Annotated in this window: 24 protein-coding genes; 15 read left to right on the top strand and 9 right to left on the bottom strand. The window is 58.6% G+C overall.

Annotated elements, in window-relative coordinates; translation table 11 throughout:
- The first annotated feature begins 10 nt into the window (after positions 1–10).
- From ACIQ1A_RS03360 to ACIQ1A_RS03310, 11 genes are all read left to right on the top strand, one after another.
- Entirely contained in the window at positions 11–997 is a 987-nt protein-coding gene (locus ACIQ1A_RS03360; RefSeq protein WP_395769646.1) for an isoaspartyl peptidase/L-asparaginase family protein, read from the top strand.
- Positions 997–1575 (top strand): TIGR02281 family clan AA aspartic protease, encoded by a 579-nt coding sequence (locus ACIQ1A_RS03355; RefSeq protein ID WP_395769645.1) that lies wholly within the window; start codon positions 997–999, stop codon positions 1573–1575. The genes ACIQ1A_RS03360 and ACIQ1A_RS03355 overlap by 1 nt, the downstream gene beginning before the upstream one ends.
- Positions 1572–3038, top strand: a complete 1467-nt coding sequence (locus ACIQ1A_RS03350; RefSeq protein WP_395769644.1) for a helicase HerA-like domain-containing protein — start codon at positions 1572–1574, stop codon at positions 3036–3038. Before ACIQ1A_RS03355 ends, ACIQ1A_RS03350 begins: the two co-directional genes overlap by 4 nt.
- A gap of 135 nt (positions 3039–3173) precedes the next feature.
- On the top strand, positions 3174–3566 hold the full coding sequence (locus ACIQ1A_RS03345; protein WP_395769643.1) for a diacylglycerol kinase: 393 nt from the start codon (positions 3174–3176) through the stop codon (positions 3564–3566).
- A complete protein-coding gene (locus ACIQ1A_RS03340; RefSeq protein WP_395769642.1) occupies positions 3566–4282 on the top strand; it encodes a TerC family protein in 717 nt (238 codons plus the stop codon). The genes ACIQ1A_RS03345 and ACIQ1A_RS03340 overlap by 1 nt, the downstream gene beginning before the upstream one ends.
- A 42-nt stretch (positions 4283–4324) precedes the next feature.
- The gene (locus tag ACIQ1A_RS03335) at positions 4325–4942 is read left to right on the top strand and encodes a LemA family protein (protein WP_395769641.1); all 618 of its coding nucleotides are present in this window, start codon (positions 4325–4327) and stop codon (positions 4940–4942) included.
- A gap of 4 nt (positions 4943–4946) precedes the next feature.
- The gene (locus ACIQ1A_RS03330; protein WP_395769640.1) at positions 4947–5813 is read left to right on the top strand and encodes a TPM domain-containing protein; all 867 of its coding nucleotides are present in this window, start codon (positions 4947–4949) and stop codon (positions 5811–5813) included.
- Complete coding sequence (locus ACIQ1A_RS03325; RefSeq protein WP_395769639.1) at positions 5813–6304, top strand: TPM domain-containing protein; 492 nt, start codon at positions 5813–5815, stop codon at positions 6302–6304. The genes ACIQ1A_RS03330 and ACIQ1A_RS03325 overlap by 1 nt, the downstream gene beginning before the upstream one ends.
- A 71-nt stretch (positions 6305–6375) precedes the next feature.
- Positions 6376–7236: a prolipoprotein diacylglyceryl transferase gene (gene lgt / locus ACIQ1A_RS03320; RefSeq protein WP_395769638.1), complete on the top strand. Its 861-nt coding sequence runs from the start codon at positions 6376–6378 to the stop codon at positions 7234–7236.
- The gene (locus tag ACIQ1A_RS03315; RefSeq protein WP_395769637.1) at positions 7233–8048 is read left to right on the top strand and encodes a thymidylate synthase; all 816 of its coding nucleotides are present in this window, start codon (positions 7233–7235) and stop codon (positions 8046–8048) included. The genes lgt and ACIQ1A_RS03315 overlap by 4 nt, the downstream gene beginning before the upstream one ends.
- Positions 8045–8542 (top strand): dihydrofolate reductase, encoded by a 498-nt coding sequence (locus ACIQ1A_RS03310; protein ID WP_395769636.1) that lies wholly within the window; start codon positions 8045–8047, stop codon positions 8540–8542. Before ACIQ1A_RS03315 ends, ACIQ1A_RS03310 begins: the two co-directional genes overlap by 4 nt.
- A gap of 3 nt (positions 8543–8545) precedes the next feature.
- On the opposite strand, the gene ACIQ1A_RS03305 is transcribed toward ACIQ1A_RS03310, so the two are convergent.
- The 5 genes from ACIQ1A_RS03305 to lptD all read right to left on the bottom strand — a co-directional run bounded on the left by ACIQ1A_RS03305 (position 8546) and on the right by lptD (position 14798).
- On the bottom strand, positions 8546–9385 hold the full coding sequence (locus ACIQ1A_RS03305; protein ID WP_395769635.1) for a symmetrical bis(5'-nucleosyl)-tetraphosphatase: 840 nt from the start codon (positions 9383–9385) through the stop codon (positions 8546–8548).
- A gap of 81 nt (positions 9386–9466) precedes the next feature.
- Positions 9467–10270: a 16S rRNA (adenine(1518)-N(6)/adenine(1519)-N(6))-dimethyltransferase RsmA gene (gene rsmA, locus ACIQ1A_RS03300; protein ID WP_395769634.1), complete on the bottom strand. Its 804-nt coding sequence runs from the start codon at positions 10268–10270 to the stop codon at positions 9467–9469.
- Positions 10258–11235: a 4-hydroxythreonine-4-phosphate dehydrogenase PdxA gene (pdxA, locus tag ACIQ1A_RS03295; protein WP_395769633.1), complete on the bottom strand. Its 978-nt coding sequence runs from the start codon at positions 11233–11235 to the stop codon at positions 10258–10260. Before pdxA ends, rsmA begins: the two co-directional genes overlap by 13 nt.
- Complete coding sequence (locus ACIQ1A_RS03290; RefSeq protein WP_395769632.1) at positions 11235–12542, bottom strand: peptidylprolyl isomerase; 1308 nt, start codon at positions 12540–12542, stop codon at positions 11235–11237. The genes pdxA and ACIQ1A_RS03290 overlap by 1 nt, the downstream gene beginning before the upstream one ends.
- Before the next feature lie 45 nt (positions 12543–12587).
- Positions 12588–14798, bottom strand: a complete 2211-nt coding sequence (gene lptD / locus ACIQ1A_RS03285; protein WP_395769631.1) for an LPS assembly protein LptD — start codon at positions 14796–14798, stop codon at positions 12588–12590.
- Between the two features lie 66 nt (positions 14799–14864).
- Between lptD and msrB the strand changes: the two genes are divergently transcribed.
- The gene (gene msrB / locus ACIQ1A_RS03280) at positions 14865–15260 is read left to right on the top strand and encodes a peptide-methionine (R)-S-oxide reductase MsrB (protein ID WP_395769630.1); all 396 of its coding nucleotides are present in this window, start codon (positions 14865–14867) and stop codon (positions 15258–15260) included.
- On the opposite strand, the gene ACIQ1A_RS03275 is transcribed toward msrB, so the two are convergent.
- Both ACIQ1A_RS03275 and ACIQ1A_RS03270 read right to left on the bottom strand, forming a co-directional pair.
- The gene (locus ACIQ1A_RS03275) at positions 15257–15811 is read right to left on the bottom strand and encodes a cob(I)yrinic acid a,c-diamide adenosyltransferase (protein ID WP_395769629.1); all 555 of its coding nucleotides are present in this window, start codon (positions 15809–15811) and stop codon (positions 15257–15259) included. The two genes, msrB and ACIQ1A_RS03275, sit on opposite strands and share 4 nt — an antisense overlap.
- Entirely contained in the window at positions 15811–16371 is a 561-nt protein-coding gene (locus ACIQ1A_RS03270) for a DUF6580 family putative transport protein (protein WP_395769628.1), read from the bottom strand. The genes ACIQ1A_RS03275 and ACIQ1A_RS03270 overlap by 1 nt, the downstream gene beginning before the upstream one ends.
- Before the next feature lie 92 nt (positions 16372–16463).
- Here ACIQ1A_RS03270 and ubiH point away from each other — a divergent pair, with 92 nt between their 5' ends.
- On the top strand, positions 16464–17642 hold the full coding sequence (ubiH, locus tag ACIQ1A_RS03265; protein WP_395769627.1) for a 2-octaprenyl-6-methoxyphenyl hydroxylase: 1179 nt from the start codon (positions 16464–16466) through the stop codon (positions 17640–17642).
- On the top strand, positions 17639–18811 hold the full coding sequence (locus ACIQ1A_RS03260; protein WP_395769626.1) for an FAD-dependent oxidoreductase: 1173 nt from the start codon (positions 17639–17641) through the stop codon (positions 18809–18811). The genes ubiH and ACIQ1A_RS03260 overlap by 4 nt, the downstream gene beginning before the upstream one ends.
- Here ACIQ1A_RS03260 and ACIQ1A_RS03255 read toward each other — a convergent pair.
- Complete coding sequence (locus tag ACIQ1A_RS03255; RefSeq protein ID WP_395769625.1) at positions 18793–19401, bottom strand: hypothetical protein; 609 nt, start codon at positions 19399–19401, stop codon at positions 18793–18795. The two genes, ACIQ1A_RS03260 and ACIQ1A_RS03255, sit on opposite strands and share 19 nt — an antisense overlap.
- A gap of 122 nt (positions 19402–19523) precedes the next feature.
- On the opposite strand from ACIQ1A_RS03255, the gene ACIQ1A_RS03250 reads away from it, so the two are divergent.
- Entirely contained in the window at positions 19524–20384 is an 861-nt protein-coding gene (locus ACIQ1A_RS03250) for a sterol desaturase family protein (protein WP_395769624.1), read from the top strand.
- Between the two features lie 7 nt (positions 20385–20391).
- Here ACIQ1A_RS03250 and ACIQ1A_RS03245 read toward each other — a convergent pair whose 3' ends face one another.
- Complete coding sequence (locus ACIQ1A_RS03245; protein ID WP_395769623.1) at positions 20392–21453, bottom strand: branched-chain amino acid aminotransferase; 1062 nt, start codon at positions 21451–21453, stop codon at positions 20392–20394.
- Between the last annotated feature and the right edge of the window lie 7 nt (positions 21454–21460).

Below are 21460 nucleotides of genomic sequence, written 5' to 3'. Positions count from 1 at the left end.
GGTAAAATCCATGAAATCCACCGTATTTGCCGGAATCCTGCTTATGTCGTCCATTGTTGCCGCCGAATCACCGAAAACCGCACTGGTCATCCATGGCGGTGCCGGGGTCATCACCCGGGCCCAGCTTTCTGCTGAAGACCAGGCGGGTTATGAAAAAGCACTGAATGCCGCTCTTGATGCCGGCAATGCCATTTTGCAACGTGGTGGCAGCGCCCGAGAGGCGGTCATCGCCAGCGTCACCGTGCTGGAAGATTCCCCGTTGTTCAATGCCGGCAAAGGCGCGGTCTACAACGCCGAAGGCGGCCACGAACTGGATGCCTCGATTATGGAAGGGCATACCAGCAAAGCCGGCGCCGTGGCCGGAGTACGCACCATCAAGAATCCCATTCTGCTGGCCGAAGCGGTCATGCAGCATTCGCCGCATGTGCTGTTGGCGGGCGAGGGCGCCGAGCATTTCGCCGACACCCGCAAAGAGATCGTGCGCGTCGCCCCCGAGTATTTCGATACCGAACATCGTCACAAACAGCTGTTGAAGGCACAGGCGGAAGAGCGGCAGACCGCTTCAAACGACCTGAAAGGCAAATATTTCGGTACGGTCGGCGCTGTGGCATTGGATCGCAATGGCCATATCGCCGCCGCGACATCTACCGGCGGCATGACCAACAAACGCTGGAGCCGCATCGGTGATTCGCCGATCATCGGTGCCGGCACCTATGCCAACGAACAATGCGGTGTGTCCGGCACCGGCTGGGGCGAGTTCTTCATCCGTGCCGCAGTGGCGCACGACATCTGCGCGCGCATGAAATACCGGGGCGACTCCCTGGCTCAGGCCGCGGAAGAAGTGCTGCTGAAAGTCGTTCCTGAAATGGGTGGTGATGGAGGTGCGATTGCGCTCGACCGTGACGGCAATGTTTCCTTGCCGTTCAATACCGAAGGCATGTACCGCGGCTGGATCAAACCCAGTGGTGAACGCGGCGTGGCGATTTTCAAGGATTGATGCGTACTTTTCTGCTCATCATTTTGTTTGCCGGCATCGGCTATGTTGCCGGCCGTCAGCATGGCATGCAGGAACAGGCGCAGCGTGAAGCCGAATTGCGGGAAAGGGCCACGGCAATGCAGACGGCGCCTGCCCACCGGCCGGAAAACAATCCTGCAAACCAGGCACTACAGGTGGAAGGCATGCCTGCCAAACCCGAAAAAATCGTGTTCTATGGCCAGCAGTCGGTCAAACGCGCCGAGGACGGGCACTATTATCTCGATGGTTCCGTCAATGGCGTGGCAGTACGATTCATGATTGATACCGGCGCTTCGCTATCGGTCATATCCACCGATCTGGCGCGGCGCGCAGGTCTTGGCGAATGCCAGTCGGTAGAGTTCCGGACGGCCATGGGTGTGGACCGTGATGCCTGTGTTGCCGGGGCGGATAAACTGGATTTCGGACAATTTACCCATCATGATGTCTACATCGGCGTCAGTAAGAATTTCGAAGGCAATGCCCTGCTCGGCATGGATGTCCTGAAAACCCTCAACATCGAACAATCCGGGGACACCCTGGTTCTGGAGAACAATCCATGAGCGACATCCTGATCGGCAAAGGCGAACAGCAGGTTTCACTGCTTGCCAAATACGGCAACCGCCACGGCCTGGTGGCCGGCGCCACCGGTACTGGAAAATCGGTTTCGCTGATGGTGCTTGCCGAAGGCTTTTCACGAATGGGCGTACCGGTGTTTATGGCCGATGTCAAAGGCGACATCGCCGGGCTGGCCATCGCCGGAACGATGAATGAAAAAATCCAGTCCCGCGTCGCCGACATCGGCATTTCCGATTATGCCAATGAGGCCAGTCCGGTGGCATTCTGGGATTTGTTCGGCAAGAAAGGACATCCGGTGCGGACCGCGGTTTCCGAGTTCGGTCCCGATCTGTTCGCGCGTGTGCTGGAGTTGAATGAGACCCAGTCCGGCGTGCTCGATATCGCTTTCAAGCTGGCAGACGATGATGGTCTGCTCCTGCTCGATCTGGAAGACCTGCGTGCAGTGCTCAATCATGTTTCCGAAAGCAAAACCGAGATGTCCGCCAAATACGGGCTGGTTTCACCGGCCTCGGTGGCGGCCATCCAGCGCGCCTTGCTGCGTCTTGAACAGCAGGGCGGTGAGCACTTCTTCGGCGAGCCGGCATTGCAGTTGTCGGACATCATGCAACGCCATGCCTCCGGTCGCGGCATGATCAACCTATTGACCGCCGATCAGCTGATTCTGCAGCCACGGCTGTATTCCAGTTTCCTGCTGTGGTTGCTCAGTGAACTGTTTGAAACCCTGCCGGAAGTAGGCGATTTGGAACAGCCGAAGCTGGTGTTCTTTTTCGACGAGGCACACCTGCTGTTCGGCGACATCCAGCCGGCGCTGTTGCAACGCGTCGAACAGGTGGTGCGTCTGGTGCGCTCGAAAGGCGTCGGTGTTTATTTCTGCTCGCAGAACCCGGACGATATCCCGGATAATGTTCTTGGCCAACTCGGCAACCGGATCCAGCATGCGCTGCGCGCCTATACGCCGCGCGACCAGAAAGCCGTGCGCACCGCGGCCGAAACCTTCGTGCCGAATCCGAAAATAGATGTCGCCAAGGTGATTTCCGAGTTGGCCGTCGGCGAGGCCCTGGTCTCCACGTTGCAGGACAAGGGCATTCCGATGCCGGTCGAGCGTGCCATCATTTGTCCGCCGCGATGCCGCATGGGCGCCATTACGGATGCCGAACGCCAGGCGGTTTTGGCGCAGAGTCTGTTGGGTGCCAAATACGATCAGGAAATTAACCGCGAATCGGCCCGTGAAAAGCTCAATGCACGGGTCCAGGAACAAGCCATTGAAGTTGAGCCCGCAGCCAAGGCCGCAAAGCCGGAGAAAGCCGCCAAGGAAGAACCCGGATTCCTGCAGGAAATCCTGTTCGGCAACGGCCGCCGACAGGGCGTCATCGAGCAGGAAGCCAAGTATCAGGCCCGCAAGTTCATGCGTGGCATTCTGGGTGGTCTGTTGGGCAAAAAGCGGTGAATCCGGACTGACCTCCTTCTTTATGGCAAAATGGGGATGATTCCGTTGGTCCGAGCGCCGTTCATGTTGATTTACACGTCTATGTCCATGTTTCCGGTACGGTCCCTTCCGTCTGTCACGAACGTCTGAATCCGCATGGCTGACAGTCACGATACGCACGCTCCGCGTTCGCCATTCCGAATCTGGCAGGCATTCCAATGGTCGATGAAAGGTCTCCGTGCCGCCTGGCAGGTCGAATCCTCCTTCCGGCTAGAGGTCTATCTTTGCGTCGTCTTGATACCGCTCGCCCTGGTTCTGGGGCAGAACGGGGTTGAACGGTTCCTATTAATCTCGGTGTTGTTGCTGGTGTTGATTGTCGAGGTGTTGAATTCAGCCATCGAGGCGGTGGTCGACCGTTGGGGTCCGGAGTTGCATGCATTGGCCGGTCGCGCAAAGGATATGGGATCGGCTGCGGTATTCCTTGCTGATGTCAATGTCGTGGTGTGCTGGCTACTGATTTTGTGGCCTTACTGGAGCAAGGATTCCTGATGGAATGGATTTTCAACGGCGAGATATGGGTCGCGCTGGCAACGCTGGCGATGCTCGAAATCGTGCTCGGCATCGACAACCTGGTCTTCATCTCGATTGCGGTCAGCAAACTGCCGCCGGAACGCCGCCCGGCCGCACGCAAGTTCGGATTGATGTTGGCCTGCGTCACCCGAATCATGCTGCTGCTGTCGCTGGCTTATCTGGCACGCATGCAGTCCAATCTTTTTTCACTGTTTGGTCAGAATTTCTCGATACGTGATCTGGTTCTGATTGGCGGTGGCCTGTTCCTGTTGGTGAAAGGCACCTTGGAGATCCACGACTCGGTCGAGGGTCGCGGCGAGGAAGAGGATATCGATACCAAACCTTCAGCGGTGTTCGGATATGTCATCGCCCAGATTGCGGTCATCGACATCGTGTTCTCGCTGGATTCGGTTATTACCGCGGTCGGCATGGTCGATAACCGGGCGGTGATGGTCGCCGCCATCATCATCGCGGTGGGCGTCATGATTTTCGCCGCCAATCCGATCGGCGACTTCATCGATCGGCATCCAACCGTCAAGATGTTGGCACTATCCTTCATCATCCTGGTGGGCGTCGCCCTGATTGCCGATGGTTTCGGCATCCACATCGAGCGCAGCCTGCTGTATTTCGCAATGGCATTTTCGGCGACTGTCGAAGTGCTGAACATTCTGTCGCGACGGCGGCAAAAACGCTGATTTTGGGTTAGGATAAGGCCATCCCGTCACGCGAGGTGTGCCATGCAACGATTCCGCCTGTTTTTCCTCATCGTCCTTGCCGCGATGCTGTCCGGTTGCGGTTACAACACCATCCAACAGCAGGATGAAGCCGTCAACGCGCAATGGTCTGAAGTGCTGAATCAATACCAACGCAGGGCCGATCTGGTCCCGAATCTGGTGGCCACCGTCAAGGGTTTCGCCGCGCAGGAAGAGCGCGTGCTGACGGAGGTCACCAATGCCCGTTCACGCGTTGGCCAGATGAATATCAGTGCCGACCAAGCTTCGGATCCGGAAACCCTGAAGAAATTCCAGGCCGCCCAAGGTGAACTCTCGGGTGCGCTGTCTCGACTGTTGGTGGTTTCGGAGAACTATCCCGAACTCAAATCGAATGAAAACTTCCGCGATCTGCAAGTGCAGCTGGAAGGTACCGAAAACCGCGTCACTGTTGCCCGCAACCGCTACATCCAATCGGTACAGGCCTACAACACGCACATCCGCCAGTTTCCGGTGAATATCACCGCCAAACTGTTCGGTTACCAGCCGAAAGCGAACTTCTCCGTGGAGAACGAAGCGGCCATTTCCAAGGCACCGACCGTGGAATTCGCACCGGCCGCGCCGGCACCCGCCCCCGGCGGCTGATTCCATGCTGCGCGCATTCGCGCTCTGCGGCGTGCTGCTTTTTTTCGGTTCCGCTGAAAGCCGGAGCCAAACATCTGCCGTTCCCGCAGAAGTACCGAAGCTGGCGCAGCATGTTACTGATACAACCGGCACGCTCAGTGCCGGCCAGATTACCGAGCTCGAGCAGCGTCTCGCAGAATTCGAGAAGCGCAAGGGCAGTCAGGTCGCGGTGTACATGATTCCGACCCTGGACGGACAATCACTTGAGGACGCCGCTCTGGCGGCCGCCGAAAAAAACAGATTGGGTCGCGCCAAAGTCGATGATGGCGTACTGCTGTTCATCGCCAAGGATGACCGGAAGGTACGAATCGAAGTCGGTTACGGTCTCGAGGGAGCGATTCCGGACGCAAAGGCCGGGCGCATCATCCGGGAATATCTTGCGCCTAATTTCCGCAAGGGAGATTACTACCAGGGCATCAACGAGGCCACCGGTGCCATCGTCCAACTCATCGATGGCGAGGAATTGCCGCAACCCCTGCAGGATGAGCAAACAGATCAGCCGCCATCCGGCGGGATGTTCGCACTCTTCATCGGCGTGTTCATCGGGCTCATGGCGGCCGGTACGCGGCTGAAACCGGTTTTCCTGCGACGCTTCGGGGCCGGCATTATCGCCGGCGGCATCGGGTTTATCGTACTTAGCACGCTTGGCTACGGCATTTTGGCCGCGCTGATTGCCTTTTTCATTGCCAGTTCCGGACCGGGTCGTTTCAGTTCCGGCGGCGGCAGCTGGGGTTCCTTTCCCGGCGGGGGTTCCGGCTGGGGCGGCGGTTCCGGGGGTTGGAGCGGCGGTGGTGGCGGCTTCGGCGGCGGCGGTGCATCGGGAGGATGGTGATGAATCGCATTCTAAAGAATCTCTTTTCCGGCTGGTTCCAGTTGAGTCGCTGGTTTCCGTCCGATCGCATGAAAGCCATCCGGGATGCCATTGCCGAAGGCGAGCGCGGCCATGCCGGCGAACTGTGTTTCGCTGTCGAGGCGCGCTATTCCCCGTTCGCGCTCATGGCCGGCATCCATACCCGCGGCCGTGCCGAGCAGGTGTTCTCGGCTTTACGCATTTGGGATACGGCCGAGAACAGCGGCGTCTTGGTCTATCTGCAATTGGCCGAGCGCCGCGTTGAAATCATTGCCGACCGCGGCATCGCCGCCAAGGTGCCGCAGGCTTGCTGGGACGCCCTCTGCGCTGATTTCGCTGAGGCCATGCGTCATGGTGAGCCGGACAGGGCGGTTTTGGATTGTCTTAGCAGAATCAATGCCTTGCTCACCCAGCATTTTCCGGCCTCGGCCGACAATCCAAAAGAGCTGCCTGACGAGCCCGTCATCCTCTGAATCGCTGAAATTCCGCTTACGCCGCCTCCCCGTTTTCAGGCACAATAGTGGCTGTACTCGCGGATTTTGCCATGACCATTCTGCACGATATCGACCCCGTTGCGCTGTCACTTCCGTTCTGGCCCCATGGCATTCATTGGTACGGCATCATGTATCTGCTCGGATTTGCAGCCGCGTTCCTGCTGGGCCGGCATCGCATCCGCGCGGGACGATTTTCCGGCATCGACGAAAACCGGTTCAGCGATCTTCTTTTCAATGGCATGCTCGGCGTCGTCATTGGCGGTCGTGTTGGTTATGTATTGTTCTACGGATGGTCCGACTTCGTTGCCGACCCGCTGTTTCTGCTCCGCATCAACGAAGGCGGCATGAGTTTCCACGGTGGCCTGCTCGGGGTGATGGTTGCAGTGGCGATCTGGTCTGCGCAGTCCAAAAAACACATGTTCGACACCCTCGATTTTCTGGTGCCTTTGGTTCCTCCGGGTCTGATGTTCGGACGCATCGGTAACTATATCGGCGGCGAGTTGTGGGGACGATATACCGGCAAGGACTGGGGCGTTATTTTTCCGCGCGCCGAAGCGGATCTGTACGGCCAGACCGCCGACCAACTCAGGGTCCTGCATGAATCGGGGCTGCTCGACCGATATGCCCGTTATCCATCACAACTCGTGCAGGCCGCGCTTGAAGGCTTGCTGCTGTTCCTCATCCTGTTCTGGTATTCACGCAAACCCCGGCCGCGCTACGCGGTATCCGGTCTGTTCGCGCTCGGCTATGGCGTGTTCCGATTCCTGGTCGAATTCATCCGCCAGCCTGATGCCGACATCGGCTATCTGGCCTGGAACTGGCTGACCATGGGTCAGCTGTTGTCCCTACCGCTCATTGCCCTTGGCCTTGCACTGTTGTGGCTGTCGCGCCGGCAGGAGCACAAGGTATGAAAACCTACCTCGACTTCCTGAGGCATGTGATGGCCAACGGCTTGGACAAAAATGACCGGACCGGAACCGGGACACGCTCGGTATTCGGTTACCAGATGCGTTTCGATCTTACCGAAGGGTTTCCGTTGGTGACTACCAAGAAACTGCATCTGCGCTCGATCATCCATGAGCTGCTGTGGTTCCTCAAAGGCGAAACCAATACCGCTTATCTGAAAGACAACAAAGTCAGTATCTGGGATGAGTGGGCCGATGCCAACGGCGATCTCGGGCCGGTATACGGCAAGCAGTGGCGCAGTTGGGAAGGAAAAGATGGCGGCGTGGTTGATCAGATCAGCTGGCTGGTCAGCGAAATACGCCGTAATCCCGATTCGAGACGCCTGATCGTGAGCGCCTGGAATGTGGGCGAGCTTCCGCAGATGGCTTTGATGCCCTGCCACTGCCTGTTCCAGTTCTATGTCGCGCCACCCAAACAGGCCGGCGGCCGCCCGCGCCTGAGCTGCCAGCTTTACCAACGCTCCGCCGACATCTTCCTCGGCGTTCCCTTCAATATCGCCAGCTATGCCCTGTTGACGCACATGATCGCCCAGGTCTGCGATCTGGACGTCGGCGATTTCGTGCATAGTTTCGGTGATGCCCACATTTACAGCAATCATTTCGATCAGGTGCACGAGCAGCTTTCCAGGGCGCCCGGTCCGCTGCCGCAGTTGCGCCTGAACCCGGAAGTGTCTGATCTGTTTGCCTTCACATTCGATGATATTGAAATCATCGGTTACGAGCCACAGGCGGCCATCAAGGCACCGGTTGCGGTATGAGTCGTATCACCCTGATTGCCGCACTCGACCGGAAGCGCGCCATCGGATTCGATAATGCACTGCCATGGCGGTTGCCGGATGATCTGAAGCGCTTCAAATCGCTGACCATTGGCAAAACCGTGCTGATGGGCCGCAAGACCGCCGAATCGCTCGGGCGCGCATTGCCTGAGCGTCGCAATCTGGTGCTGACCCGCAGCGGCAGGTTGCCGTTCGAGGGCATGCAGGCGGTAAGTAGCTTGGAAGAAGCGTTAGCCCTTTGCAACGATCAAGAGCTGATAGTCATCGGTGGTGGCGAGATTTACGCATTGGCATTGCCAAGAGCCCAGCAGATGCATTTGACCCATGTCGATACCGCGCTGCCGCAGGCGGATGCCTGGTTTCCGGTATTTGATGAAAACGAATGGCTGGAAACGGCAAGTGACGAGCACGGCGCGGATGAGCGTCATGCGCACGCATTTCGGTTTGCCGATTACTTCCGCCCGAGTCCGCTCTGAGACTCAGTCGCGGTTTTTGCTGAACCCGTCGCTGCGTCCTGGAACCTGATGGATGCGCAGTGCCGGTCCGAGTTCCAGTGCCGTCAGCGTGCCGCCCCAGACCGCCCCAGTGTCGATGGCATAAATGCCCAGACCCATGAATAGCCCGAGCGTCGACCAGTGGCCGCAGACAATCGGCAGCTCACGCTCGGCATGGCCCGGAGTCGAGAACCACGGATAGAAGCCGGGTTGCTGTGTGCCTGGCTTGCCTTTTTCCTCGAAGCCGATGCGGCCATTCGGCGTGCAGTAGCGCATGCGGGTGAAGATGTTGACGATGGCACGGAAGCGGTCGGTGCCGTTCAATTTCGGCGACCAGTTCGGCTGGTTGCCGTACATCGCTTTCAAATGCCGTGCCGCCTGATCACTCTGCAGGATCTTCTCGACTTCACGCGCGCGTGCCGAGGCCATATCCAGCGTCCATTTCGGTGAAAGTCCGGCATGCACCATGGCGAAACCGAGCTTGCGGTCGACATGGAACAGTTTCTGCTGGCTCAGCCACCCGATCAGCGCATCGCGCTCCGGTGCAAACAGCACCCGGTGCAGATCGGGATTGACCTTGTTCTGGTCGGCTTCACTGCGCTGTGCGATCGCCAGCAAGGACATGTCGTGGTTGCCGAGCACGACCGTACTGCGTTCGCGCAGGGAATGCACCAGTTTGAGCGTTTCCAGTGATTGCCCGCCGCGGTTGACCAAATCGCCGCAGAACCAGAGATGATCCTGGCTTGGGTCGAATTTGATATGGTCCAGCAGCCGGGCCAATACGTCGTAACAGCCCTGCAAGTCACCAATGGCATAGGTTGTCATTGAGTGGGTAATCCGAATTTTTCAGTCCCGGTCATTATAGCGCCGGTGTGACACGGAAGCCTGAATAGGCTGGCGCGGCACTCAGGCTGGCGCGTCGGACAGAAAATTGGCCAAATGCACGAAGGAGGACACCGGCAGCTGTTCGGCGCGGGTTTCCGGCTTGATTCCTGCCGCCTGCAATTGCTCACCGGTGCATAGACGTGACAGCGCGTTGCGCAGGGTTTTCCGGCGCTGGCCAAAGGCATCGCGCACGACGGCTGCGAACATTACCGCATCACGGATGCCGACCTGGGCCGGGTCGCGGGGGATCAGCCGGACCACGGCCGAATCGACTTTCGGTGGCGGATTGAAACTCTGCGGAGGAACATCGAACAGTGGTATCACCTCGCATACGGCCTGCAGCATCACGCTCAGCCGTCCGTAGATTTTGCTGCCCGGCTCAGCCGCCATGCGGTCGACCACTTCCTTCTGCAGCATGAAATGCATGTCACGGACCTGCGTGCAATGCTCGAGGACATGGAACAGGATCGGGGTCGAGATGTTGTAGGGTAGATTGCCAACCAGACGGATGTGGTTTTCGCCGGCCAGTTTGCCGAAATCGACCTGCAGCACGTCTTTGTGCACAATGGTCAATTCACCGATACCGTGTGCGGCCTCGCTCAACGGGGTAATCAGGTCGCGGTCGAATTCAATCACGGTCAGGCTGCCGTTTTTTTTCAGCAAGGGGAAGGTGATGGCGCCCTGGCCCGGTCCGATTTCCACCAGAATATCGCCCGGTTTCGGATCAACCGAATGCACGATGTGTTCGATGATGCTGCGGTCAGTCAGGAAGTGCTGCCCGAGGTTTTTTTTCGGTGGTGCCTTGAAATGGCTCATGCCACACATCCTTGAATCGCCAGTTTTCTGCATAAGCCGATGGCCTGCCACAGGCTCTCGTCGCTGGCGCGGCCGGTGCCGGCCAGATCCAATGCCGTGCCGTGATCGACGGCCACGCGCGGATAGGGCAGGCCAAGGGTGGTATTGATGGCATTCTCGAAACCGGAGAATTTGAGCACGGGCAGCCCCTGGTCGTGGTACATGGCGACGATGGCGTCGCATTGGGACAGGCGCGCGGGCAGAAAAGCGGTATCGGCCGGCAGCGGACCCTGAAGATGGAAGCCCTCGGCCCGGAGTTTTTCCATGACCGGAATCATGATGTCGATTTCTTCACGTCCGAGCACGCCGTCTTCCCCGGCATGGGGATTCAGGCCGAGCACGCCCAGACGGGGTTGGGCCAGACCGAAGCGTCGGCGCAGGTCGTCGTGGGTAATACGCAAGGTCCGTTCAAGCAGCGCGGGCGTGATGGCGTCAGGCACTTCCCGTAGCGGCAAATGCGTTGTGACCAGCGCAACCCGGAGGGATTCCGTAGCCAGCATCATCACGACCGGAACCCCGGCCTGTTCGGCCAACAGTTCGGTGGTGCCGACATAGGTGATACCGGCGGCATTGATTGCGGCCTTGTGGACCGGTCCTGTGACCATGCCATCGAATTCGCCCTCAAGGCATCCTAGGCCGGCGCGTTGCAACGCAGCGATGACCTGTGCCGAATTGAGCGGCTCAAGATGCCCTGGACGCATCGGCATCGGCGCAGGGAAGGGCAGAACGGCGAGTTCTCCGGCAACGCACTCCTCACCTGCCGACTTGCAACGTAACGGAAGTTCAAGTGCCCGTGCTGCGGCAAGCAGGTGCTCCGGATCGGCCAGAACAGTGAGACGGCAGCCGTGGTCCCGTTGTGCAATCCGGACACACAGTTCCGGACCAATGCCGCCTGGTTCACCGGGAACCAGTGCCAGATGCGGCCGGACGGCCATTAGATCGGGGCGAGGCGCGACTCGACGAAGGCTTCGGCACGCAACTGGCGCAGGAAGCGTTCGTATTCTTCCTCGGCCTTGCGTTGACCAATGGCTTCGCGGGCCTCGCGGCGTTTGTTTTCGGCATTGGCGTCCGATGAGCGCTTGCCCAGACGCTTCATCACCAGGAAGCCGGCATCGGTCTGGATGACCGGCGACAGTTCGCCGTCTTTCAGCATGACGATTTGCGCGCCGATTTGAGTTCCCCACTGGTTTTGGGTAAACCAGTCGAGAACACCGCCGTTTTCGGCATTGAGATCGGGGCTGGAGAATTCCTTGGCCAGCTTGCCCATGTCTTCACCCTTGCTGATCCGGGACAGCATTTCTTCCGCTTTCTGGCGCGCTACTTCGTTACCGCCTACGCGGATCGGATCAATCAGAATGGCCTGGGCGCGGTATTCTTCAACCTGCTTGACCTGGGAGGCATCGCGGGTTTCGGCCAGCTGAATCAGCTGGTAGCCGCTGGGGCCACGCACGGGCTGCGACACATCACCGGCTTTCATTTCCGAAATCATGGCGGTGAATTGCGGTGGAATGGAGTCGAAGGTCCGCCAGCCGATAATGCCGCCCTCAAGGGCGTTTTGAGCATCCGAGTAACGGATGGCAGCGGCTTTGAAATCCATCTTGCCGGTGGCGATGAGTTCGCGGATTCCATCGATTTTGCTTTTGGCGGTCGCCACCTGATCGGGGCTTGGGTTTTCAGGAAGCGCGACCAACAGATTGGCGAGCAGGACTTCCGGGCCGGCGGCCTTTTGGCTGGAGACGTATTGCTCCACTTCCGAATCACTGACCTGGACACGGCTTTGCACATAGCTCTGGCGCAGGCGCTGCTGCAGAAGCTCATCACTGAGATTGTTGCGGTAGTCTTCGAACGCGATGCCTTCCTGTTGAAGGCGCTGTGCGAACTGCTCCTGGGTCATTTTATTGGAGCCCGCGATGTTCTGGATGACCTGGTTGAGTTCGCCGTCGGAGACGCGGATACCGATATCCTTGGCCCGGTTGATCTGCAGACGTTGCAGAATCAGGCGTTCAAGCACCTGGCGTTCCAGGACGTTATCGGGCGGCAATTGGCCGGCCTGATTGGCATACTGGGCTTTGATATTGCCGATGGCGCGTTCAAGTTCGCTGCGCAGGATGACATCTTCATCGATGACGGCAACGATGCTGTCGATGGCGGTACTGGCTTGTGTACTCTGGGCTTCGGCGGCGCCTTGGGGTCCGAGGCCGAGAAGCAGGGCGAGCGCCAGGGTTTTGGGGATGACAGACATGCAACACTCCGGAATCGGTTTAAAGCGGAAAAAAGGGTCGGTACATCAATACGCTAGGATACCATTATCCTTGAACAATTCAGGCCTGCTGCCCATGCTGCCCAGACCGTTCAGCTCGAGTTCCAGGAATACGCCGGTATTCTCGCGGCTGTCGAAACTGCGGATATAGCGGCGTCCGAATACCCGGAATGCCATACAGCAGCTGCGCCATTCGAAACCCAGCAGACTGTCGAGGTTCTGATTGTCACGGAGCGAGTAACTCCAGCGCCCCATGATCCGCCAGTTGTCGTTGATGGGTAGGACCGCGGCGAAGTCGGTTTGTTCCGCAAAGTCCTTGCGGAAACGGTAGCCGGCATTGAATTGAAGTCCGTTCGGACGCGACCAATAGCCGCGGATCGAAGACAGCTCGGTATTGCGGTCGGCCGGGTTCCAATGCTGGGTCACGCCGATCTGCCATTCGTCGCTGAGCCGGATGTTGGCCTCGGCAACCCAGGCCGAACCATCGGCGGGTTGGGCCGGTTCGCCGGGCAGGGTCACCTTCGGTGTGCTGAAGTAGGTGATGCGACCTAAGCTGAAGTTCATGCGCTCCTTCCCGGAATCCGAGCTCAGGAAGCGGGTGGTCAGCGCGGTGGTCAGTTGGTTGGCATCGGTTTGTCGATCGGCCCCGCCATAACGGTTTTCCCGGAACAGGGAAGGCCACATGAAGGTCAGTGGCTGGGTGTCGAATGCCGGAATGTCGTTCTGGTCACGGTACGGCACATTCAGGTAGAACAGCCGGGGTTCGAGGGTCTGGATGAAATCCAGGCCGGCAAAGGTCGCTGGCCTTTCGAAATAAGCGCCGGCATCCAGACTGAAAATACCCAGCCCGCGGGTCAGTCGCGTGGGCGCGGTGACATCGAACGGATCCGGGTCAATCCAGTACTCGGTCTGCCGCCAGCTCAGGCTTGGGGTGGCGAACCAGTTACCGCCGCTTAGCGGGAATTTGATGAAAGGGGTGACATCGATCCGGCGGCCGTCGTTCAGCACGTCATGATCGAAAACCACGGCTTCCGCGTTCAAGCCGGCCTCCAGCCAGGGGCGTATCGGTTTGCTGCCACTCAAGGCCAGACGCGGCAAGCGCCGGTAGGGTTCCGAGCCCGGTGCCTGGGTCGGATTGGCGATTTCCCAGTTGGCAGCAGTCAGGTCGAGATTCCAGTATTTTCCGCGCCCGTGAAAGCCCAGCTCGCTTTTCAGCAGCGCTGTCGAGGTTTCGGTGATCGAACTTCCGAAATCGGAGAAGTAAAACACATCGCTGACCGTATTCAGGCTGCTCTGGAAATACCAGGCCCGGTTGATTGCCGTGAAGTGTTCCCAGCCGATCCGATAGCGGTCGCCGCCCCGGATATCATCGCCGGGAAGATAGCTGCCGTCGAAAATGCCGGCATTGTCCTGCGTTAAATATCGGAATTCAGCACCCAGCATCCAGCCCCGTTCGCTCAGATAGCGCGGGGTCAGGGTGGCATCGTAGTTCGGTGCCAGATTGAGGTACACCGGGACCGAGATGTCAAAGCCGTTCAGGCTGTCCTGACCGATTTTGGGAGAGAGCAAGCCTGATGCGCGCGCGCTATCCGTGGGGAAGCGCATTGCCGGCAACCAAAGAATGGGGACGCCACCCACTTCCAGTTTGACGTTTTTTGCCACCCCTTGGTGGGTTTTGTCGTTGACCTTGATTTCATCAGCAATGAATTGCCATTGCCGCTGATTGCTTGGACAGGTCGAGAAATTGGCGCCGGTGAGGCGACTGCCGTCATTTTGCACAAGGACTTTATCGGCACTGCCGTTGCCATTGCTTTCATGGAACTGGTAGTTCAGTCCGCTGAGTGCGATGTCACCGGTTTTCTGGTTGCCCTCGGCGGTCTTGGCGGTCATGCGCAGTGCGTTGTTTTGGAACTTTACCGGACCTTCGGTGCGGTAGGTCTGGCTGGCATGGTCGAAGCGCAAGGCATCTGTGGCGAGCCATTCACTGCCTCTGCGCAATTCGACATTGCCCTCGAAAAGGGATTGGTCACGCGTACCGATGTCCAGATTGTCCGAGCTGATGTCCGCGGGCTGGCTTGCAGGGTCGGTCGTGTCATCGGTCAGCGGTTGGAATAGTGGCAAATAATCGGGATTAGCGCACAATTGCCAATTGGTGCCGTCGGCTTCTTGATTCTGGGCCTGTGCATCCACAGTGGCAAGCAGGCTCAGACAGGCAAGGAATAAACGGGTTCGGCGCACGCATGACCCCAATCGGTAGTTATGATGTATTTTACCCTTTAATAGCTGGCTTAGGCGGCCCTGGATATGACTGAAAACACCAAAACCGATGCCGATTGGCGCGCACGGCTGAGCCCGGAGCAGTACGCGGTTTGCCGCTGTTCGGCAACCGAACCCCCGTTCAGCGGAAAATACTGGGATCACCATGCATCAGGCATGTATCACTGCGTGGCTTGTGAGGCTAAGCTGTTCGCCTCTGACAGTAAATTCGACTCCGGTAGCGGTTGGCCGAGTTATTTCCAGCCGGCGGATGCGAAGGCCTTAAAGCTCGAATTCGATGATTCCCATGGAATGCGCCGCACCGAAGTACAGTGTGCCGGGTGCGGTTCTCATTTGGGCCATGTCTTTACCGACGGCCCGAAGCCCACCGGCTTGCGCTACTGCATCAATTCAGCCGCACTGGAGTTCAAACCCGCGGATTAGGATTTTCGGCGCTCGTGGTTCCAGAGAACTTCGCCATGTCCACTGGCGCGGGCCAGAACGCGAGCCAGGACGAAGAGCAGATCCGACAGCCGGTTCAGGTAGCGGATCGCTTCCGGTCTTACCGCATCGTGGCGCGAAAGCGTCACCACTTCGCGTTCGGCGCGACGGCTGATGGTGCGGGCCAGATGGCAGTGGCTGGCCGCCATGCCGCCGCCCGGCAGGATGAAATCCTTCAGCGCAGGCAGATCGGCATTGAACGCATCCAGTTGTTGTTCGAGATGGTCGATGTCGGCATCAAAAATGGCCGCGTGTCCCGGTATGCAGAGTTCACCGCCGAGATCGAACAGATGATGCTGGACCGATACCAGCAGGTCGCGGACGTCTTGGGGTATTTCGCATGCCAGTATCAGGCCGATGGCCGAGTTGGCCTCATCCACGGTTCCGTAAGCCGCAACCCGTGCGGAATCCTTGGAGACGCGGCTACCATCGCCCAGACCGGTGGATCCATCATCACCGGTTTTGGTATAAATCTTGGTCAGTCGGTTACCCATCAGGCGGTTTGACGTATTTCCGGAAGACGCTGCTTCAGAAGCTCATAGCCGCCGAATAGGACGGTGGCATAGAACAGGGTACCCAGCAGGCCGTTCTGGAAGAAGGGCAGGCCGGCGGTGTAAGCGGCTGCCAATCCGGCGACGGTCTGCGGAAAGAAAGCAGACCCGTACCAGACGCCGAAATTGGTGACCAGAAAGAAAATCAGCGCGCCGGCAAGGCTGTAGCTGCCGACACGCAGAGCTGAGATCCGGTCGCGCAGGCCGAAACCGAGCACGCTCAGCGCCGCGATGGTGAGATAAACCAACCAGAAACCGGCCGAAACGAAATAGCTGAAATATTCGCCACCCATCATGAGGCCCAGGGCGAGGTCCGAAATGAACAGGGCGACCAGCGGAACGAGAATGGCCAGCGATTTACGGGCGAAATAGGCGCCACCGAACAATGCCATGGCTTCAACCGGCGAGAAATTCGGCGGATGCGGAATCAACCGTGTCAGTGCCACCGCCAGAATCATGCCGGTCAGCACGGTGAGATTGAGGGCAAGCGGACGGTTCGGCATACGGTTCTCGAAGCAGGAAAAAGTAATCGGTAATAGAATACCTTATTCAGCAGGATTTGAGAGAACTCGTGGCGCCCCAGGCTTCTGAAAATGTGGATATCGCCATTGTCGGTGGCGGGCTGGTCGGATCCAGTCTGGCCTGTGCATTGGAGCGCAGCGGTCTGACGGTGGCGCTCATTGAAGCGGCCGACACGCCGGAAGTGCCGCCGGGTTTTGACCAACGCAAGTTGGCTCTGGCGCAGCGCAGCATGGATGCCTTGGACCGCTTGGGCGTCCTGACGATGTTGTCGGCGCTACCAACGCCGATACGGCGTATCCATATCAGCCGGACCGGCGATTTCGGGCGCACGCTGCTGGAGGCCTCCGAATTCGGACATGTAGCATTCGGTGCCATCGTACTGGCTCAGGATTTGGGAGTGGCATTGGCCAAACGTGTCCAGACCCTGCAACAGACCCGTCGCATATGCCCGGCCCGGGTTTCGGCTTGCCGATTCGATGCCGATGGCGCACAGCTGACCTTGGCGGTTCCGGGCGGTGAGCAGGCCATTTCAGCCCGCTTGGTGGTCGCCGCCGATGGTACCGACTCCTTCATCCGTCATGCTGCCGGCATTGGAATCCGCAGTCACGATTACGGCCAAACGCTGTTTGTCTGTTCCTTGCGGGCTGATCAGGCCAACGACGGCACGGCTTATGAGCGATTCAGTGAACAGGGTCCGGTGGCGCTCCTGCCGATGGCCGACGGCGCTTACGGCGCCATCTGCGGGGTCGCCAGCGCCAAGGCTGCGGACATCGCCAGTCTGGATGATGTCCGCTATGCCGCCTATTTCCAGAGCCGTTTCGGTTGGCGTGTCGGGAAAATCCGTGAAACCGGAAAGCGGACTTTTTACACGCTGAAACAGGTTTTGGCCGAGCGCTTGCATGCTCCGGGCGCAGTTTTGATGGGCAATGCCGCACAAACCATCCACCCGATCGGTGCACAAGGTTTCAATTTGGGTCTGCGCGATGCGCTTTCGTTGGCGCGAATTCTGGTGACTGATGGGTTGAGCGGAACCACCGCCGAAACCTATGCCGCGTCACGTCAGGATGATCGCTCGCGTACCCTGGCATTCAGCGATGGCTTGGCCCGGATGACCGCCAATCCGGGACTGCCCGCGCATCTCATGCGGTCTTTGGCATTGGGCGCATTGGGTTCGGCTCCGGTGATGGCCGCAGAATTGGTCTCCGGCGCCATGGGTTACCGGGGTGCCACGAGTTTCGAGGACGTACTATGAAGCCCTTGGATGTCGTTGTGGTTGGCGGCGGCATGGTCGGCTTAAGTGCCGCCCTGATGGCGGCACGGCAGGGATTTCAGGTGGCGCTGGTGGAAGCGCATGCGCCGAAAGCCTGGCAAACGAACGAGCCCGATCTGCGCGTGGTGGCATTGGCGCTGGATAATCAGACACTGATTGAATCCTTCGGTCTCTGGCAGGATGTCATCGCCCGTCGTGCTTATCCGTATTCGGGGATGACCGTTTTCGATGCGGTGCATTCGACCCCGCTGCGGTTCAATGCCGGAGATCTCGGGCGCCCGTATCTGGGACACATTCTCGAGAATGACGCATTGGTTGAGGTGCTTTGGCAGGCAGTCATCCGCGAACCGAACATCCAGCGCTTTTGCCCCGATAAGATCAGCCAACTACAGCAAACGGAAACGGAAGTCTGCATCGAATTGCAGAGCGGTACGGAGTTGCGTGCACGGCTTGCCATCGGTGCCGATGGCGCCGCCTCCAAGGTTCGCGGGCTGCTCGGCATCGCAACCGATGACCACGATTACGGACAGAAAGGTGTGGTGGCATTCGTTCACACCGAACGCAATCATGAAAATACGGCATGGCAGCGCTTCCTGGACACCGGCCCTCTGGCTTTTCTGCCGTTCGGAGACCACTGTTGTTCGATTGTCTGGAGCTTGCCGCAGACCGAAGCGGACAGGCTTTTGCAGACCGGGCCCGAAAACTTCTGCCGCGCTCTCGATTCGGCCTTTGCCGGCACGCTCGGACAAACACGCCTGCTTTCGGTCCGTGCCGCCTTTCCACTGCGTCGCCGGCTGGCCAAGACCATGATCAAGGGCCGTACGCTGTTGCTTGGCGATGCTGCGCATGCCGTGCATCCTCTGGCGGGTCAGGGCGTGAATCTGGGGCTGCGCGATGTTTCCGCATTGCGCGATGCGTTCACGGCATCCGCACGCAAGACCGGTGACGCCCTCGATGGCGCTCAGCTGGCACGCTGGGCACGAACACGCTATTCGGAAAATTCCGTGGCCGCCTTGGCCTTTGAAAACATCAATCGTGTGTTTTCAAACGACAACATGGCGCTGTCCCTGCTGCGTGGCCGAGTCTTGGGTCTGGGTGATCGTATTGGCCCGATCAAGAACGCCATGGCACGCTACGCGGCAGGGCTTTGAGAGCGTTTTCTGCCTCGTGCCACGAGAGCCAAGCTATCACGTCCGAGCCGTTTCAGACTGCGGCTGACTTCGATCGGCGGGACATCCAGACGCTCAACCTGATTGCTGGTAAAAATCTGGAGACTGCCGGATTTGAAGTCGGGCGCACCAGGCACATAAACCGAACTGAGGCCATCGGATTCTTCAATCAGGAATCCGAACGCCAGTGATTCGCCCTGGGGCACCAATACCGGTTTGAAGGCATCGTCGTCTTTATAGTTAAGTTTATCGGCCACCATGTTGGTAACGAAGGTGTAACCCGGAATCGCCGACAGGAAATTGTCTTCCAGCTTCTCGATGAACGTCCTGAGTTTTCTTGAACGGAACAGAAGTCCGGACATAAAACAAATTATCACCAGAACCAAAACCGCCATGGTCTGAGGACCATCGAATCCCATCATGTCGTCAGGCAAGCGAGCCGCCACCGGCTTGAGGATCAGTATCAGTACTTCATGTATTTTTTTAAGTATGATCAGCACGACAGTGATGGGCAGTAAGAAGAACACGCCGCCGGTTAAGGTATTGATGATGAATTTGCGCAAGCTGTTCATGGCCGAATTCCGTTGATGGATACGGTCATTACATCGGATGCGGGTCATTGGGTCAATGCATGTACTTGCAATGTGATGGGCAATCCGATTTAATCGCAGAAAGCCACCAGTCCAGAGCCTCCATGAGCACCACGCAAAATCTGCTGCTGATTTCCCTTTTGGTCGGGTTCGTACTGCTCGAATATGTCCTCGGCAGGGTGAAAAATTTCAAGACCGGCAAGGGTGATAATGTCATCGACCTGCTCAGCATGGTGTTGTTGGCCGGGCTGACCCAGCCGTTCATTTTCTTTGTCGTCGGATCACTGGGCGACTACGCTTTTCCCGATTACCGCGACGCCCTGGCCGCGCTGCCCTGGTACGCCATGGCCGCCATGCTGTTGATCGGTGATGACATGACCCAGTACTGGTGGCACCGGATCTCGCATTCGCCGCTGCTCTGGCCCTTACATCGGGCGCACCATTCGCCGCAATACATGAGCGCACGCATCATCTACCGCAATAACTTCTTCTACTACCTGTGCATGCCGGGGCTCTGGATCTCAGGGATTTTGATTTTCCTTGGATTCGCCGAAGTCTATCTGGCATACATCGTGATCAAACTGGCGGTGATCACCGGTGCGCATTCAGCGGTCAAGTGGGATGCGCCGCTTTACCGGATCAAGGCTCTGAAGCCGCTGATGTGGCTGGTGCAACGCACGGTCTCGACCCCGAGCACGCATTATGCGCATCACGCCATGTACGACAACGACGGTATCGGCCATTACAAAGGCAATTTCGGCAATCTGCTGTTCTTCTGGGACGTTCTGTTCGGGACGGCGCATATTACCCAGCAATTCCCGGCCGAAGTCGGGCTGCGCGACGACCAGTTGTTCGGCCGTGAATCCTGGTGGGTGCAGCTGTTCTACCCACTGTTCCGTTCGCGCCGCGCGCATTCAGCGCTGATCCCCGGCGGCAAACCTTACGAGGAGCCGGCCGCGAGCTGACTACGGATCAGATTTCGACGCACCAGTTCAATTCGTCAGGTACGTCACCGTGCTTGATGCCATCCAGATAGGTTTTGATGCGTTTCGAAACCACGCGTTCCGCGACGTGTGGAAGATCGAAAATTTCTCCGCGGAAGCCGATGCGTGCAATCGGTGCGATGGTCGCGGCGGTGCCGGCGCCGAAAGCGTCTTCGATCCGGCCCTCACGGATTGCGTTAATCACTTCCTCGACTGAGATGCGGCGTTCCTCTACCGGAATGCCCCAATGTCTGGCCAGATCCACCACCGAGCGTTTGACCACGCTGCGCAGAATGGTGTCGGAGTCTTCTGAGGGCGTGATCAGGGTGCCGTCGATGACGAACACCACATTCATGGTGCCCGATTCCTCGATGTATTTGTGCTCCTTGCCGTCGGTCCAGATCAGCTGCTGGAAGCCTTCGTCATTGGCCAGTTTGGTCGGCAGCAGCGATGCGGCATAGTTGCCGGCGGTTTTCGCCCGACCCACGCCGCCTTCGGCCGCGCGCGTGTAGCGTTCCTCGATCTTCACCGACAGCGGTTCGGCGTAGTAGGCGCCGGCCGGGCAGGACAGAATCATGAATTTGTAGGTTTCCGAGGGTCTGACGCCGAGCGCCTCATCCGTGGCGAAGATGAACGGGCGCAGGTACAGCGCCGCATTGTCGTTTGCAGGAACCCAGTCGCGTTCGAAACGGGCATGCGCCTTGACCAGTTCGATGAAAGTGGCTTCGGGAATGCCGGGCATGCACAGGCGCTGGCAGGATTCATTGAAGCGCTTGGCATTGAGTTCGGGTCGGAACAGGGTTATGCGCCCGTCATGGCCACGGATGGCTTTCATGCCTTCGAATATGCTCTGACCGTAGTGCAGGGTGGCATTGCCCGGGTGCAGGCTGATTGGGCCGAATGGCACGATGGCCGGCTTCTGCCAGGCGCCGCCGCGGAAATCCATCATCATCATGTGGTCGCTGTAGATACGTCCAAACGGCAGGTGGTTCCAGTCGATTTCCGCGATGCGGGAGTGTTCGGTACGGCGGGTGTCGATATCGAGGGTCATGGCAGGA

The organism is Arenimonas sp. (assembly GCF_044353605.1).
In the GTDB taxonomy this organism is placed as follows: domain Bacteria; phylum Pseudomonadota; class Gammaproteobacteria; order Xanthomonadales; family Xanthomonadaceae; genus Arenimonas.
Note: the sequence above shows the minus strand (reverse complement) of the source record. Positions and strands in the feature narration are given on the sequence as shown.